10 protein-coding genes, 1 tRNA gene and 1 pseudogene are annotated in these 13121 nt (G+C 61.8%); 5 read left to right on the plus strand and 7 right to left on the minus strand.

From position 1 onward, the window contains the following. Positions 1-279: 279 nt before the first annotated feature. On the plus strand, positions 280-1350 hold the full coding sequence (locus tag VLU25_11410) for an IS630 family transposase (GenBank protein ID HSR68541.1): 1071 nt from the start codon (positions 280-282) through the stop codon (positions 1348-1350). A 524-nt stretch (positions 1351-1874) separates the two neighbouring features. Here VLU25_11410 and VLU25_11415 read toward each other — a convergent pair. The 3 genes from VLU25_11415 to VLU25_11425 all read right to left on the minus strand — a co-directional run bounded on the left by VLU25_11415 (position 1875) and on the right by VLU25_11425 (position 5365). Beyond that, the gene (locus VLU25_11415) at positions 1875-2102 is read right to left on the minus strand and encodes an addiction module protein (GenBank protein ID HSR68542.1); all 228 of its coding nucleotides are present in this window, start codon (positions 2100-2102) and stop codon (positions 1875-1877) included. Positions 2103-2673: 571 nt separating this feature from the next. Further along, positions 2674-4173 (minus strand): hypothetical protein, encoded by a 1500-nt coding sequence (locus tag VLU25_11420; protein ID HSR68543.1) that lies wholly within the window; start codon positions 4171-4173, stop codon positions 2674-2676. Positions 4174-4213: 40 nt separating this feature from the next. Continuing rightward, positions 4214-5365, minus strand: coding sequence for a deoxyguanosinetriphosphate triphosphohydrolase (locus tag VLU25_11425; GenBank protein ID HSR68544.1), 1152 nt, complete (start codon positions 5363-5365; stop codon positions 4214-4216). 118 nt (positions 5366-5483) lie between these two features. On the opposite strand from VLU25_11425, the gene VLU25_11430 reads away from it, so the two are divergent. From VLU25_11430 to pyrR, 3 genes are all read left to right on the plus strand, one after another. Then, a tRNA-Arg gene (locus VLU25_11430) sits at positions 5484-5557 on the plus strand. Positions 5558-5587: 30 nt separating this feature from the next. Next, positions 5588-6376, plus strand: a complete 789-nt coding sequence (locus VLU25_11435; GenBank protein HSR68545.1) for a tetratricopeptide repeat protein — start codon at positions 5588-5590, stop codon at positions 6374-6376. Between the two features lie 2 nt (positions 6377-6378). Beyond that, a complete protein-coding gene (gene pyrR, locus VLU25_11440; protein HSR68546.1) occupies positions 6379-6954 on the plus strand; it encodes a bifunctional pyr operon transcriptional regulator/uracil phosphoribosyltransferase PyrR in 576 nt (191 codons plus the stop codon). Here pyrR and VLU25_11445 read toward each other — a convergent pair. The 3 genes from VLU25_11445 to nhaC form a co-directional block, all read right to left on the minus strand. Further along, entirely contained in the window at positions 6951-7850 is a 900-nt protein-coding gene (locus tag VLU25_11445; GenBank protein ID HSR68547.1) for an amidohydrolase family protein, read from the minus strand. The two genes, pyrR and VLU25_11445, sit on opposite strands and share 4 nt — an antisense overlap. Positions 7851-7855: 5 nt before the next feature. Beyond that, a complete protein-coding gene (locus VLU25_11450) occupies positions 7856-8893 on the minus strand; it encodes a ferrochelatase (GenBank protein HSR68548.1) in 1038 nt (345 codons plus the stop codon). Positions 8894-9234: 341 nt separating this feature from the next. Further along, complete coding sequence (gene nhaC, locus VLU25_11455) at positions 9235-10788, minus strand: Na+/H+ antiporter NhaC (protein HSR68549.1); 1554 nt, start codon at positions 10786-10788, stop codon at positions 9235-9237. A gap of 146 nt (positions 10789-10934) precedes the next feature. On the opposite strand from nhaC, the pseudogene VLU25_11460 reads away from it, so the two are divergent. Beyond that, positions 10935-11195, plus strand: a pseudogene (locus VLU25_11460) (transposase). Positions 11196-11354: 159 nt separating this feature from the next. Here VLU25_11460 and VLU25_11465 read toward each other — a convergent pair. Beyond that, complete coding sequence (locus VLU25_11465; protein ID HSR68550.1) at positions 11355-12467, minus strand: hypothetical protein; 1113 nt, start codon at positions 12465-12467, stop codon at positions 11355-11357. Positions 12468-13121: the final 654 nt, after the last annotated feature.

A 13121-nucleotide genomic window follows, 5' to 3' on the forward strand; every position in this document is an offset into this window, starting at 1 on the left:
TGCTCGCTACGACTGGTGCTGCCGGTCATAAGTTCTGAGCCAGGGCCCTCCGTTCTTGTCCCTGACAGGGACAGATTCGCCAGCCCAGGGTCAGCCCCGGCGAGCGCCAGCGAGACGGCGGCGCCACCCTGGGTTTCGGAAGGCCAGGGTGCGAACGCTGAAAGCGTGGGATAACGCCACAGGGTGGCTCAAAACTTCTAACTCAGGACACTAGTGCTTAACTGCAAAAATAAGCGTCATAGCAATGCTGTATGCTGAAGCCTCCACAAGGAGGTCAGCATGGCGAAAGCGACAGTGATCGAACTTGGCGCCGAAGAGCGCAAGACGCTGCAAAGCTGGGTTCGGGCCGGCACGACGGAACAAAGGCTGGCGGAGCGGGCGCAGATCGTCTTGGCGGCTGCCGAGGGCGAGTCCACTAAGGACATCGCGCAACGCATGAATACGCGACCGGCGCGGGTGAGCAAGTGGCGCACCCGCTTCGCCCAAGAAGGCATCGACGGCTTGGCCGACGCCTCCCGGCAAGGCCGTCCAGCGCAGTATGGCCGGGAGACCGAACGCCGCATCCTGAGCCTTCTGGACGAGAAGCCCCCGAAAGGTTATGCCCGCTGGAACGGCCCGCTGGTCTCCAAGCACCTGGGCGATGTCAGCGTCGACCAGGTGTGGCGGGTGCTTCGCCGCCACGGCATCCATTTACAGAGGCGCAGAAGCTGGTGCGTGAGCACCGACCCGGAGTTCGCCGCCAAGGCCGCCGACGTGGTCGGCCTGTACCTGGACCCGCCCGAGAACGCCGTGGTGCTTTGCGTGGACGAAAAGCCCTCCATCCAGGCTTTGGAGCGGGCCCAGGGATGGCTGAGGATGCCCGACGGCAAGGCCCTGAAGGGCTTCAGCGCCCGCTACAAGCGCCACGGCACCACCACGCTGTTCGCGGCTCTGGAGGTAGCCACGGGAATGGTCAAGTCCGGTCACTTCCCGCGCCGCCGCCGCCTCGAGTTTCTGGCCTTCATGAACGAGGTGGCGGCCGAGTATCCCGAACAGCAGCAGATCCATGTCATCCTCGACAACCTGAGCACCCACAAGCCCAAGAGGGACCGCTGGCTGGCCCGCCACCCCAACGTGCACTTCCACTACATCCCCACCAACGCCTCCTGGCTGAACCAAGTCGAGATCTGGTTCTCGATCCTCTCGTCTCAGGCCCTGAAGGGTGCCAGCTACACCTCCGTGCAGCAGCTCTGCAACGCCATCGACGACTTCGTCAAGGCCTACAATCCCCAGGCGGCTCCCTTCGAGTGGCGCAAAAGAACCATTCACCCGAAAGGTCTTAAGCGATCTTACGCGGATTTATGCAGTTAAACACTAGCGTAGCGAGCAGCCTCATACCGCCGAGAGCAATTGGGCCTTCACCGAGGTAACGCAACCACAATCGCGGCTTTCTCTGTGATGATTTTGTCAGACGATGTTGCAGAAGGGACCCATTGCAGAGAAAGCCGAGTAGTCCGAGGGAATGTCTCCCACACGCTGATTTGCCAGTGCCGAACGAGAACCCTGGGTGAAGTTTCAGCGAGCAGCCGTCATTTCGCGGCGCCACTATCGGCGCCTCTGCCATCGCTTTGGATCTTGGCGACCGTGGACAGCCAGGACGACTATCTCCTGGTCGGTCTCTCGGAAATACACTGCTTATGGAAAACGGGTGAGGACAGCGCGCCGAGTTTTCCCCAGCACGCGCGGAAAGGCCAGGGGATTCTCGGAAATGCGTTGGACGAGGGCATCGAGTGCGACCGCAAACTCCCCTCCGAGGCCCAGCCGTCGTTCCTCGTACCAATCGCGGACATCGAGGGCCTCATCTTCGGCTTGGGCTCGGAAGACAACCGTGTGAGTCACTCTTGGCGCAGCAGCCTTCGCTGCACCTCGGACCATGGAACAGCCGAGCCGGGGTCCGCCAAGTGCTCCTTCCATCGCCGGTCCAGTTCTGCTGCCTGCTCATCGGTAAGTGCCAGCGATTCCTCACGCTCAGCCCCCGAAAGGCTCTCCCACAGCGCCATGGCCAGTTCCGCCCTGTCGCCCGCGGGAAGCTTCAGAAGTTGCGAAAGTGTGCCCTGTTCCATGTCAACGATTCTCTCACGCTGATCTCTGAATTCGCAACTCCCGGCCCGGGAGCTGCCTAGATCCTTCGTGTCGCGACGGGCACGCTCCTACGACGCCGGCGTTGAGACATCCGATGAGGCGTTCGGTAGCCGCATCGAGTTCAGCAGCCGTTATGCTGATCCGGTGTTACTCATCGAGGGTCTCCTGACCGAGCTTGATGCCGATCCGTCGGTTCTTTCCCGGGCTGCCGCCGCGCAGGCGAAGTCCTGAACTCGCCAGCCACAGCCCGTGGGCTGCCAGTCGATCTCCTCCTAGGGGCACTTGCGCGAAGATAGGTTCACATTTGAGTCAAGAGTCAGGGTCCTCCGTTCTTGTCCCTGACAGGGACAGATTCGCCAGCCCAGGGTCAGCCGCGGCGAGCGCTAGCGAGACGGCGGCGCCGCCCTGGGTTTCAGACGGCAAATGTGCCAACGCTGAAAGCGTGGGATAACGCCACAGGGTGGTTCAAAACTTCTGACGCACTACACTAGCCCTGATTTCTCAGTGCGCCACGAAAAGGCGCACTGAGAAATACGGGCGGCCTCATTCGTCCTAAACGTTGAATTCGAGCAGGCGGTCGAAGAGTTCGGTGAGGCGGACTTCCTTGCCGCCCGATGGCGACAGCGAGGGGCAGTCCCGGCGCTCCAGCAGTCCGAACTGCTCCAGGGGCAACAGGATGCGGGCCTCCACCAGGTAATGGGTAAAGTCCATCTCGCAGGTCCGGGCCAGGTGTGCCAGGGCGTCGGGCAAGAGCAAGAGGTGTGACAGCTCCGACACTTCGCACCAGTCGCGGGCTGTGGTTTGCAGACTGTAGAGCGCATAGCCGATGCCTCTGCCTACCTGGGGACAGGACGGCAAGCGGTCGAACCCCTCCCGGTCGAGGCGGCGGAAGTAGGTGCGAAAGGCCAGGATGTACAGGTCTCCGGCACGGGCCGGCTGCATCAATTTGCCTCCTTTGGAAGTGAGGCGGAAGTACTTCTGGCTAAGCTCGATCAGCCCGCTTTTCTGAGCCAGCAACCGCAGCAGGTGGAGGGGCGGGAAGTCGGCTTCATTCCACTGGCGGTCGCTCCAGCCCGGATCTTGCCGGACCTCCTCGGCCATCGGCAACTCCTCCAGCAAGTGCATGACTTGAGCCCTTTTCAGGTTGCCGGCCCGGGTGGCAAGCAGAGGGCCGGCCTCTTTGAGATAGCGCAGCAGCAAGAGCAGATTGCGCATGGCGGGCACGTGACGGGCCTGCAATCCGAGTTGGTGGGGATGAAAACGCAAAGGGCCGTCTGCCGACTCCCAGTCGGATTCCGCCAAACGGGTCAGTTGGCTGGCCGAGAGTCCGGCCCAGGCCTCCTCGTTGTCCTCCCCTCGGCTGGGCGCTTCCCAGCGCACGACCGAGTCGCCTCCGCGGAGAGGCCCGTTGGAAAGTGAACTCCCGCGGGGCAGCGGACCCGGGGGTATCAATCCGTTATGGCCGGCCGCAAGGCTGTCGAGATGGCAGTTGAGCATCTCGCTCAGGCCTCCCAAGCGGCTGCGCCGGGTTTCCAGGCGTTCTCGCTCAGCAGCCGCTTCCAGGTCGGCGACCAGCGACTTGAAGGTGGGCAGGTCTCCCGCGAGGCACACCGTCCCTTCCTGAGGACGCGCCGAGAAGACCAGGTGCTCGCTGGAGGGATCGATGAAGTCGATGCCGCGCAAGGCCGAATAGTCTTGCTCGTCCAGCCGGATAGTCACTTCAGAGCCCTGCGTCCGGCTGCTCTTGCGGCTCAGGTCCCAGCGTGAACGGGGCCAGTTGAAGATGACGCCGTCCTCTCCGCAGCCACCACAGCGCCAGTGAATTTCGGCCGGCAGATCCTGCAGCCGCACTTCCACCCGTCCTGGACAGCGCGTCCGCTGCTGATAGCGCCGGCAGCGCAAGGCCGTCTCCCGAGGCCGGCGGGCATTGAGAGCCGTTGCCGCCTTGACGATCTCGGTCACATACACCCGCAGACGAAGATCCGACTTAAGTGCCGGAGAAGGTTCTTCATCCACGAAGCGTCGCAAGTCGGTGGACCATCTCTTGCCCATAAGAAAGTAATTGTACCCCAATACAAGGGATTTCTTCCCGTTATGGGCTGGAAATCTGCTCGCAGATCTTCTCCGCGTAGACGTCGGTCATGCCCGCAATGTAGTGGCAAACCGCTGAATGGGCGGGGATCTGATCGCGCTGCAGGCGCCGGTAGTGGTCTGGCGGCAGCCGCGAGGGATCTTCCATGTAAAAGCGGAAAAGGCGCTTCACGCGGCCCCGCGCTTGCCGGCGGGCCTCGGTCAAAGTGGGGTGGTTGTAGAGTCCGCTGCGCAGGAGCCGCTTGATCTGGCGGTTGAGCCGGGCGGTTTCCTCATCGAAGCCGACCAGCCGCGACGGGTAGCGGCGCACCTCTTCCACGGAATGAATGGCCGAGCGCTCCAGCCGGCGCCCGGTGGCTTCCACCAAAGCCGTCACCAGCCGGTCGATGAGCCGCCGCAGCGCTTCCCGCATGCGCAGTTTCTCGGGCGCTCGTGGAAAGCGGCGGCTGCATTCGCCGAAGAGTTCGTTCATCAGTTCAGATTCCTGCAGGATCTGGGAAAGGGGCAGCAGTCCGGACTCGTATCCGTCGTCGAGGTCGGCCGAGTTGTAGGCGATCTCGTCAGCCAAGTCGATGAGTTGAGCTTCCAAAGGCGGACGTTCTCCCAAGCGGTAAGGACTGAGGTCGATCCACAAGGTCTCGCTGGCCTGGTAGTCGCGGCTGTGCTTGACGATGCCTTCGCGCACCTCGAAGGTCAGGTTGAGTCCGCGGAAAGAAGCGTAGCGCGATTCGAAGTCTTCGACGATGGTGAGGGCGTGGAGGTTGTGCTCGAAGCCCGATCCGTACTCGCTCATCAGCGAGTGCAGGACGCTTTCGCCTTCGTGGCTGAAGGGGGGATGGCCGATGTCGTGGCTCAAGGCCAAAGCCTCGCACAGGTCGGTGTTGAGGTCCAGCACCTGGCTGATGGTGCGGGCGATTTGAGAGACCTCCAGCGTGTGGGTCAGGCGGTTGCGGAAATGGTCGGAGTGGTCGGGCCCGAAGACTTGCGTCTTGTTCTCGAGGCGGCGAAAAGCCTTGGTGTGGATCACCCGGTCCCGGTCCCGCTGGTAGTCGCTTCGGTAGGGGTGCGGCGGTTCGGGATGCTTCCTGCCCTCCGATTCGGCTTGGGCGAAGGCGTAGGGGGCCAGCCGACGGTCTTGAGTGCCCACAGTCATCTCTCCTATCATACCTGCGTCCGGCTCGGGCGTCCTGGCCTGAGTGCGCGAGCTGTCGAAGCCTTTTTCGCTTTTGCACAATCTCGACTGAATTCTGCTAGACTGTGCTTTTTCGCACGCGCCTGTAGCTCAGGAGGATAGAGCAACGGGTTCCTAACCCGTGTGTCGCAGGTTCGAGTCCTGCCAGGCGCATTTCATGGCTGTTTTGGGAGGGTAGCTCCCGTGGGACTGACTCGAAAAGAGATTAAACAAGACGAAGTTCGATCCACCCTGGAAACCGTCTTCGACTGGCTTTTGGCCCACCAGGTCCAGATCATCGCCGGCTTGGCCGTCCTGGTGGTCGTTATTCTGGGCGGCTGGGGTTGGAGCGTTTACCAGCAAGGCGTCAACCGCGAAGCCAACGCGGCTTTCGCCGACGCGCTCGACAAGTACCATGCTCCCGTGGGAGACGAGGCTCAAGATGCCCCGGCCGGCACCTTCCGCTATCGCTACGACAGCCAGGAAAAGAAGCTGGCCGAAGCCCTGCCCGCTTTCCAGTCGGTGGCCGACGGCTACGGCGGATCCTCGGTAGGGCCCTGGGCCCAGCTTTACGTGGCCGTCATTCATCAAGAACAGGGCCAGACCGAGAAGGCCGAGGAGATCTTCCGCCGGCTGGCCTCGGACGCCTCCATTCTGGAAGTCCGCAACCTGGCCGCCAAGCGCATGGCCGACAAGGCCCGCCGAAGCGGCAATCTGGATGAGGCCGTCAGCTACTGTCGGCAGATCCTCGACAACACAGCCGTCAACTTCCCCGTCGAGGGAACGCTCCTGACCCTGGCTGAAATCTACGAAGAACAGGGCGACACGGCGTCCGCTCTGGAGCAGTATCGGATTCTGCAAGCCGAACACCCCAACAGCCCCCAGGCCCGGACCGCCGAATCCAAGATCGAAGAGTTGGCGCCGCCCCTGCTCACCGAGACGCCTCCCGAGGCGCCGGAGGGCGATTCCTCCCCCCAACCTCAAGAACGCTGAAAATGGAAAGCCACTATCTGAGACAGGTGATGACGGCCAAGGATATCGACTTGGCTCTCTCGCGAATCGCGGCTGAGATCATCGAAGACCACCAGAACCTCGACCGCACCGCTCTGGTGGGAATCCGGCGGCGGGGCGTCCCTCTGGCCGAGGTGCTTCGCGACAAGATCGAAACCCTTACGGGCAGGGAGCTCGAGCTGGGAATCCTCGACATCAACTTCTATCGCGACGACCTGACCAAGGTCGATTCCCATCCCGTCGTAGGCAGTTCTTCCCTGGGATTCGACGTGGCCGAGCGCGAGATCATTCTGGTGGACGACGTTCTCTACACGGGACGCACCACCCGGGCCGCCTTGGAGAGCATCCTCGACTATGGCCGTCCCCTCAAGGTCAAGCTGGTCGTGCTGATCGACCGCGGTCACCGCGAACTGCCCATCCAGGCCGATTACGTGGGCAAGTACGTCGAAACGGCCGCCAATGAAGTGATCGAGGTCAAAGTGCCTTCCATCGACGACGACGAGGCCGTCTACCTGACCACCAAGGAACTGCTCCTGAAGGCCGCAGGCCAAAACTCTTAAGCCCGGGGGAACAGCTCGCTGAAGTTGCCTCCCAATATCTTCTCCTGCTCCTCTTCTCCCACTTTCAACTCCTCCAACACCGCCCTCTGATCATCCAATACCTTGCCCTGATATCCGCGCGGGAAGAAAGAGGAGTCGCTGCCGAAAAGCAGCCGTCCGGCGCCCACCACCGACAGTGCACGCCTGAAGGCCTCGCCCAGCGAGAGCCCGCAATAGCGCACCCAGGAATTAGAGCTGGAGGTATCGAAGCGGACATTGGGACAGAGGTCGGCCAGCATCAGGGCCTCGCGCAGGAATCCGGCCCCCAAGTGGGGGATGATGATGGGCAGGTGGGGATGGTCGGCGGCCACCGGGTGCAGGTCGAGAGGATTGCCGCAGCGCACGTCGAAAGGACTCTTCAACCCCAGCTTCTTGCGAACCCCTACCGTCAAGACCCCGCAGTGGACGAAAACCGCCGCCCCCTCAATGGCGGCGGCGATTTCGAAAATGGTTCGGGCCGGCTCCTGATCGACTTTGAAGCGATGCATGGCGGGAAACAGGCACACCCCCTTGAGGCCTTTGCTCTCAAGCGCCTCCTGTGTGCGTTGGGCCGCGCCGGGAGCTTTGGGATCGACCATGAAAAAGCCCACGAAGCGGTCGGGATAGGCCTGCACCGCCTCAGCCACCGAATCTTCGTCGCCGGGCACGCTGGCGATGAGAGCGCAGCGTCCAACCTGGTGGCGGTCGAGTTCTTCCATCCAGCGCCGGGCCAGCTCCACGGGAGTACCGGGAGTCTCCCATTGCAGCTCAGCCGTGACCTCCTCCGCCAGCCGCTCTTGGGAGAGGCGCGCCAGACCGCTCCCCAGGACTTGAAAAAACCGGCGCGAGAAGAAATGGCAATGGGCGTCGTTGACCATGGCGATCAGCCTCCTGCAGCCCGCTGCCCGACCCCGTGACGGCGCGGTTGGTAGAGGCAGCAGTTGGGCCGGCACTGATGGGGACTCAGTCCCAGCGGGCCCAGGGCACGCGGCTCCCTGCCTTCGATGCGTTCCTGCACCAGTTCCCGCACCATCGCCACGAAAGCCGGATGCAGGCCTGCCGACGGGGCTCTCGACATTTCGATGCCCAGTTCCTGGCAGTGCTGGGCGGCTTCGTGGTCGAGATCGTAGACCACCTCGAGGTGATCAGAGGTGAATCCGATGGGGGAGACCACGACCTGCCTCGCCCCTCGTGCGCGAACCTCGTCCAGGGCGTCGCAGATGTCGGGCTCCAGCCAGGGCTGCTGGGGCGGTCCGCTGCGGCTTTGGTAGACCAGCCGGTGGTCTTCGTGTCCCACGGCTTCGGCCACCAGGCGCGAAGCCTCCTTGAGCTGAGCCTCGTAACGACAGTTCTCGGCCATGGCCGTTGGGATGCTGTGGGCCGTGAAAAGCAAAACCGAGTCGCGCCCCTTTCCCGAGAGGCGGCCCATGGCCTGGCGCACGTGGTCGGCATTGGCCTCGATAAAGCCGGGATGATTGAAAAAGACCCGCATCTTGTCCACGGCGGGAGCCTGATCGCCGACTTGGCGGCGGGCCTCCTCGATATTCTCGCGGTATTGGCGGCAGCCGGAATAAGAGCTGTAGGCCGAGGTGAAAAAGGCCAGCGAATTGCGGATTCCGTCCTCGGCCATCTGGCGCAAGGCATCGGGCAGCAGCGGATGCCAGTTGCGGTTGCCCCAATAGATGGGCAGGCCAATGTCGTGGGCCTGGAATTCTTTCTTGACGGCTTCGATGAGATCGCGGTTCTGATCGTTGATGGGACTGACGCCGTTGAACATCTTGTAGTGCTCGGCCACCTCCAGCATGCGCTGGCGCGGGACGTTCTTGCCGCGCAGCACGTTCTCAAGGAAGGGCATGACATCTTCCATCGCTTCCGGCCCCCCGAAAGAAACCACAAGCAGGGCGTCATATGGGCGTTGCATTCGAGTCTTTCCTCCTGCCCCCAATCGATCGTCGTCGCTAAACGAAGGCCCATTCTAGCAATGATCGCGGCATCGGGTTGAGGCGCTAGTGCTGCCGGTCATAAGTTCTGAGCCAGGGCCCTCCGTTCTTGTCCCTGACAGGGACAGATTGGCCAGCCCAGCGACTGTGTTAGCAGTCAAGTCCGGGCTCGCTGAAGGCGAGCGATTCGCCAGCCCAGGGGTCAGCCGCGGCGAGCGCTAGCGAGACAGCGGCGCCACCCTGGGTTTCAGACGGCAAAGGTCTGAACGCTGAAAGCGTGGGATAACGCGACAGGGTGGCTCAAACCTTCTGACGCACCGCACTAGGCCGCATGATTGAGCCGTTCGGCTTCTTCCGGTTCCAGGCGCTCGATGGTGAAGCCGGTGAAACCGTAGATGGCGGAGATGACGGGATTGAGCAGGTTGACGAAGCAGAACGGCAGGTAGGTGAAGGTGGCTACCGAAAGGGTGGCCGACATGAAGGCTCCGCATGTATTCCAGGGAATGAGCGGGGAGGTCAGGGTGCCGGCGTCCTCCATGCAGCGCGAGAGGTTCTTGGGATGCAGTCCCCGCCTTTCGAATTCGGCCCGGAACATGCGTCCGGGGAGGACGATGGCGATGTATTGGTCAGAGGCGATGATGTTGGATCCGATGCTGGTGGCCAGGGTGGCGCTGATCAAGGTTCCCGTGCTGTGAGCGAATCCGAGAATGGCTTGAGAGAGCCGCTGCAGCATTCCGGTGACTTCCATGACTCCGCCGAAGACCATGGCGGAAAGGATCAGCCAGACGGTGTTGAGCATGGAGTACATGCCGCCCCGGTTGAGCAAGTCATCCAGATCGGCGTTTCCGCTGGAGATCAGAGGCGTGGCCGAGAGGTCGCCGTGAAGGGCCGTCCAGAAGCCTTTGGCCAGGGCCCACCCCGGATGGAGTTGCCCTTCGGGGTCGGCGAAGCGCAGCACCAGGTCGGTTTGGAAGAGGACAGCGAAGAGTCCGCCCACCAGGGCTCCGATGAGCAGCGCCGGGAAAGCGGGCACTTTGCGCAGCACCAGCAGAAGCACGATGACGGGAGGAATGAGCAGGTACCAGCCGATGTTGAAAGAGCCCTGCAAGGCGCTCATGAAGCCGCTCAAATCGGGCGCCTCGGCCCTGCCGCCGCTGAAAACGCCGATGAGTGCGTAGAGGGTCAGAGCGATCACCATGCTGGGGACGGTGGTCCACAGCATGTGGCGGATGTGGGTGAAGAGATCGGTGCCCACCATGGCGGGAGCCAGGTTGGTGGTGTCCGACAAAGGCGACAGCTTGTCGCCGAAATAGGCCCCTGAAATGATGGCTCCGGCGGCCAGCGCCAGGCTTATTTCCAGCGCTCCGGCGATGCCGATCAAGGCGATGCCGATGGTGCTCACCGTGGTCCAGGAACTCCCGGTGGCCAGGGAAACCACGGCGCAGATGACGCAGGCGGCGGGCAGAAAGATCGAAGGGTGGAGGATCTGGAGCCCGTAATAGATCATGGTGGGCACGATTCCGGCCATGATCCAGGTCCCGATCAGCGAGCCCACCACCAGCAGAATCAAGATGGCGCCCATGGCCAGGCCGATGCTGTGGACCACGCCCCGCTCCATCTCCTTCCAGCCGAAGCCGTTGGACATACCCACCAGAAAGCCCACTCCCGCCGCCAACAGCAGGGCGATCTGGTTGGGCCCGTAGGAAGAGTCTCCTCCGAAGAGATAGACCGAAGCCGCCAGCATGGCGATGAGAAAGAGCACCGGGACAAGCGACTGCCCCAGCCCGGGCTCGCGTCCTTTCAAGTCCCCGCCCAAAACCTCTTCCCGATCCGCGCTCCCTAATCCCTGTGGGTCTCCAACATCCGAATTAGCCATTTGCACACTCTAGAAGATCGCCGTCGGCCTGTCGAGTCTCAGCCAAGGTCGGTTTCCCCCCCATAGCGGGCCGTTTTTGGTAGTCGTCGTCGCCGGAGAAGGGAAGCGGAACATTCTCCCATGTCCTCCCTCCCCATCTACTCGTGCGCCGCAGGATCCGCGCGGTCAACGGCGTCGAGCGGCTCAACAAGGAGATCCGCCGGCGCACCCGGGTGGCCGGCATCTTCCCCAACCGGGACTCGGTGCTGCGGCTGGTGACCGCCGTGCTGGCGGAGATCCACGACGACTGGATCACCGGGGTGTGTTTTCTTCTCGGCATCGTTCGAGTCTCCTGGACCCATCTACGGCGCCCTGGCCATCAGCGCGCTGGAGGTCGTTTGCCAAATCTTCAATTCTGGCGTCCCTAACCAGAGCTAGTAACACCCTCTTCAGGAGAAAGCGCCCTTTGTGGGATTGGCGCGCGCCGGAAAGGCAATCGACCATTAAAAACGTCGTTTTTCCCTCCCAGGCGCTACTCCCCCCAAACGCCAAAGGCCCCGGCCAAGGCTCCAGGCGCTTCAGCACTCCTAACGGGAGGACTTAGATCCAGCAGACGGGGGAAGGTCCGCGGCCTGCAGGACCTCCGGCCAGGAATAGATCCGCAAACAAGGAGATCGAGTCGGCCTTTCAACGAGGGTCCCATCTGGCAAAGGCAGCATTTCCTTCCCATGGCAAAAACCGGCGATCCCGAGAGTCTCCGCCTGGGACAAGGCCATTGCACCGGGTGTTGCGAAATCCCCCGACAGGCGGGCTATAACCTCAAAGCTGGGAAGGCTTCGGAAGTTCAGTATTCGTTGACGTCCAGCCGCAGTCAGCTCCAAGACCAAGTTGTGCGTCGCAACTTCGAGCAGATCCAGCACCACTCGGCCTAGCGCAGATACAAGCTCGCCGAGCCTTGTTCCGTCGTCCAAGCGCCACACCCGCAAGCGCTTGTCGAAATGGGACGACACCAGATACTGGCAGTCCTCGGTAATCATCAGTTCGCCCTTTGTATAACCCGCCGGCCCGGGATCGTCGACATCTTCGAGGTACAGACGGAATGCTCGCGTAAGCTGCGCATTCGGAGCGGGACCCGACAGGGTAAAGATCTCAACCACCGGCACTGATCGGCATGCGACCGCAATTGACGCCGACTGATCTTCGTTCCAGCGAACCGCCATTCGGCTCACGTCCTTGCAGCCAAGCTCAATTTCGTAGCGGCGGCTCTGCCCCCGAAACGTGAGGGCCAAGATCTCGAAGCGGGGCCCAACACGGAGGGCCATAACCAGGTGATCACTCTCCCGGTCAACCGCCAAGGTCATCACATCTGCTTCGGACGAAGTGGGAAGCTCGTAAGAAGAGACGACCCTGTTCCATTCCTCGCCGGTCAGCACGTCCACTCGCTCTCCAGCTCCTTCCCGAGTCAAGACAACCAGCTCTTCAGTAGACAAGAAATCAAGCCCCAGACCCCTAAACTTTGCGATCTCAGCATTCTCCTTGACGTCCCAAAGTGCGGACTCGCCACCTCGATAAACGGATAGCAAACTCGAATCGGGCGAAAGCAGGAGATCCTCAGTGACGTGAGAATCAGGAATGGTAAGTCTTGACTCTGGCATCTTTGAAGATACTTGCATCAAAAGAAATACGATAATGACGATCATAGAGTCTCCTATCTCAATAATCTCCACAAAAATAGGGAGGTTGAAATTGACGTGTTCTCCTCAAGCAGCCCGGCGTCGTCATAAGTGTAGGTCGGGAAGTATTGGGTTCCTCCCACCGTGCGGTGCTCGGGATGCATCTCCTGAACCAGCCGCCCCAGCCCGTCGTAGCGGCGCTCCTGAACGCCCTGCTGGGTGAAGCTGCGGCTGGCGTCCGGGAAGTGCAGGCTCAGCGTCTGTCAAGCTGCGGCTGCACGTTGGAGGTCGTTTGCCAAATCTCAATTCTGGCGTCCCTGACCAGAGCAAGCAACGCCTCTTCAGGAGAAGCGATCTTCGTGCGATTGGCGCGCGCCGGAAGGCAAGTGTCCTCAAAAACGTCGTTTTTCCCTCCCAGGCGCTACTCCCCCGGTGAGCATTCTTAAAGCGTGGGCCGTAGGTTTGATCCTATCGCCGGATCATCCCTCTGAATCTCGATAGGCGCTTGCTCGGCGCCTGGTCCTATCACTTTTGACGCATCACCGGCCACTTCCTCAATTGCTCCTCCAAGCGGCGGGCCTCTATCCTCAGTTCGAAAACCTGTCTAGCCATCGCCATGTGGAAGCTAAAGGTGTAATAGGGATTCCCGCCCGAGTCTCAAGTGGCGAATCTTGCCTCGGA

This window comes from Acidobacteriota bacterium (assembly GCA_035471785.1).
Taxonomy (GTDB): Bacteria; Acidobacteriota; UBA6911; order RPQK01; family DATIPO01; genus JANQFM01.

What these genes read in the sequence shown, in the direction of transcription:
- VLU25_11410 (HSR68541.1), top strand. Translation starts at nt 280, where the DNA reads ATGGCGAAAGCGACAGTGATCGAACTTGGCGCCGAAGAGCGCAAGACG.
- VLU25_11415 (HSR68542.1), bottom strand. Translation starts at nt 2,102, where the DNA reads ATGGAACAGGGCACACTTTCGCAACTTCTGAAGCTTCCCGCGGGCGAC.
- VLU25_11420 (HSR68543.1), bottom strand. Translation starts at nt 4,173, where the DNA reads ATGGGCAAGAGATGGTCCACCGACTTGCGACGCTTCGTGGATGAAGAA.
- VLU25_11425 (HSR68544.1), bottom strand. Translation starts at nt 5,365, where the DNA reads ATGACTGTGGGCACTCAAGACCGTCGGCTGGCCCCCTACGCCTTCGCC.
- pyrR (HSR68546.1), top strand. Translation starts at nt 6,379, where the DNA reads ATGGAAAGCCACTATCTGAGACAGGTGATGACGGCCAAGGATATCGAC.
- VLU25_11445 (HSR68547.1), bottom strand. Translation starts at nt 7,850, where the DNA reads ATGGTCAACGACGCCCATTGCCATTTCTTCTCGCGCCGGTTTTTTCAA.
- VLU25_11450 (HSR68548.1), bottom strand. Translation starts at nt 8,893, where the DNA reads ATGCAACGCCCATATGACGCCCTGCTTGTGGTTTCTTTCGGGGGGCCG.
- nhaC (HSR68549.1), bottom strand. Translation starts at nt 10,788, where the DNA reads ATGGCTAATTCGGATGTTGGAGACCCACAGGGATTAGGGAGCGCGGAT.
- VLU25_11465 (HSR68550.1), bottom strand. Translation starts at nt 12,467, where the DNA reads ATGATCGTCATTATCGTATTTCTTTTGATGCAAGTATCTTCAAAGATG.